This window comes from Calothrix sp. CBUCES-K 9914 (assembly GCF_059640475.1).
In genome coordinates this window covers 1-1,933 of the sequence record NZ_JBXXZH010000522.1, presented here as the reverse complement: position 1 = coordinate 1,933, position 1,933 = coordinate 1, and the positions used below count along the sequence as shown (strand labels likewise).

The following is a 1,933-nucleotide window of genomic DNA, read 5'->3' as shown; positions in this document are numbered from 1 at the left end:
TCAAACAGAATACTACAAAGATGCAATTTATTACATAACAGAACTACAAAAATAATACCGTAGGATAGGCGTCTCGCCTGTCCTACAATCATATTTACGTGAGTTAGGTACAGGTTGTATTAGTAAATACCTTGTGGAGCGGGCATCCTTGCCCGCCCTGATGTACTTCATTAGAACAGGAACTGTGTAATCGGCGCCTCAATAGTCATGAACCTATAATACCTATAATGAGAGCGCGAACTTGAAACTCATTCATTTCTAATTAGTCTTCTTTACTTTTTTTATTTTCATGCTTTGAACTGGCACTAATTTTCGATGAAGTAATTTAATCCCTATTACTGCACATTCATCAACTTGTTCAAATAAATTAGCTTCTTGAAGTCGAGCAGTAGTCTTTCCAGTTATAGAAACTTTAATCAAATTGGCGCCGAAATCAATTAGTACTATTTTATTATCTGATTTACGCTTTCTGATATTTGACAATACACTGAGGATTCCCGTGTCTTTGAGTATCACAAGCTAGAAAAGTTACACCGAAGCCACCTGGCATCAGTGACTTAATTATCTCGTAACGTCCTCCTAGCTTTTGATTTTGCATCCACATACCCTACTATTATAAAACTGTATTAAACAATACAATAATCATTAAATTATTTTGACTGATCTAAATCAATACTGCTCGGATAAGAAATTGATCCCCCCTAACCCCCCTTAATAAGGGGGGAAAAAGAGGTGCTTTTAGCCCCCCTTAACAAGGCTTTCAAGGGTAGGTTTTTTTGAATCGAGCAAATAGTTGAGAAAATTCTCAATTACTAAACGAGGTTTCGTTGTTTCAGCGTTTGGGCGCCCGCTGAAATAGGGAAAAAACGACCAAATCCAAAATACCTACCTTTGTAAGCCTTAACAAGGGGGGTTGGGGGGATTTTACTCTTAACCGAGTAGTATTGTGATCTAAATGAACTTTATACTTTTTTTCTTCAGTATCTTCAACATTTTCAATTTATTCAATATTTTCAACACCCTCAATATGTTCAATTTATTCAATATTGAAGAAAATTTATAGATTTATTGATATATCTAAGCATATTCGCAAAATCGTGCAAATATTTAGATGTAGCTTTTCGTATACTGAAAACGCCAGTATAGAGAAACTTGTGGTCGGTTAAGCACATCTTATTCAGGAATTGCTCAATGCTATGTTAACTAAGATTGCAAAAGTCTCTACGATTGTCTTACTGAGCATATCTACTGTCTCTGTAACTCTCAATCAACCTAGCCGCGCCAATAGCCCTACGTTTTTTTGTGAAAAGAACAATGGTGTACCTAAAACATATGTACGTTACCAGGATGAGGGTAAGAAGCCAATAATTAGTTGGCTTACAAGCTTGTCTCCAAAACTGACGGCGTTTGAGCGTTGTCAGCAGGTTTCACGACGATTTCAGCGTAACTATGACAACGGTAATCTCAAAACCATTACCAATGGAACAGTTAATGGATACCCAGTAGTTTGTGCTGTTGCGAATACCTATGACACTTGTACAGCAAATAATATGCTATTTACGCTATCGCGCGGTCAGGATTCAAGAGCCGTTGTAGAACAGCTTTTAGAACCCAAAGCTCTGGCATCAGCAACGATACTCAACCAGAGTGGTGATAACTCTCATGTATATGTCGATTTTGATGTATATAGACGTAACTTGCAGCCTGAACGCTAGCAATTGTTTACTTACTACTTGTAATTGACTAAAAGCGTGATTGCAGCAAATAAATTCACGTATGTAGAGAATGCTTTTAAAGAAAATCTAAACCCGTAGGATAGGCATCTTGCCTGTCCTACCCTACGCTCGGACTTATCTACTTTGATTCAATCCTTCATATTGGCTAGTAAATATTTAGGAGTAATGTGAGCAAATGAAATACCATTACACACTTT

Annotated in this window: 2 protein-coding genes; one reads left to right on the top strand and one right to left on the bottom strand. The window is 37.0% G+C overall.

The annotated features are described in order from the left end of the window. Positions 1-258: 258 nt before the first annotated feature. Complete coding sequence (locus AC2JBO_RS44740; protein WP_496960053.1) at positions 259-483, bottom strand: hypothetical protein; 225 nt, start codon at positions 481-483, stop codon at positions 259-261. Positions 484-1,196: 713 nt separating this feature from the next. Here AC2JBO_RS44740 and AC2JBO_RS44735 point away from each other — a divergent pair. Then, positions 1,197-1,715, top strand: coding sequence for a COP23 domain-containing protein (locus AC2JBO_RS44735; protein WP_496960052.1), 519 nt, complete (start codon positions 1,197-1,199; stop codon positions 1,713-1,715). Positions 1,716-1,933 lie beyond the last annotated feature (218 nt).